General features: G+C 68.7%; 1 pseudogene. It reads right to left on the reverse strand.

Annotated features, from left to right (window positions below):
- Positions 1 to 221: pseudogene (locus ACTFO6_RS19965) on the reverse strand (ABC transporter permease); the annotation flags it as partial.
- Positions 222 to 233: the final 12 nt, after the last annotated feature.

Genomic DNA, 233 nt, shown 5'->3' on the forward strand with positions numbered 1-233 from the left:
ACCGGCGCGGCGGTGAGAAAGGGCAGCGTCTGCTGGCGCCGCTCCTCGGCGATCAACCGCATGGTGAGGAGAGGCACCACCATGAGGAGCACCAATGCGGCAGCGCCGAAGGTGGGCGCCACCACCAGCTCGGTGAAGCCCGGAGCGTTGGCGAAGCGGGCGAGCTGGTGCTGCAGGCTCAGGAAAGCGTCCATCCGCCCGAGGAAGATCCAGGCGATCACCGCCTCCACCAC

This window comes from Pelomicrobium sp. G1, assembly GCF_051905455.1.
Classification (GTDB): domain Bacteria; phylum Pseudomonadota; class Gammaproteobacteria; order Burkholderiales; family UBA6910; genus Pelomicrobium.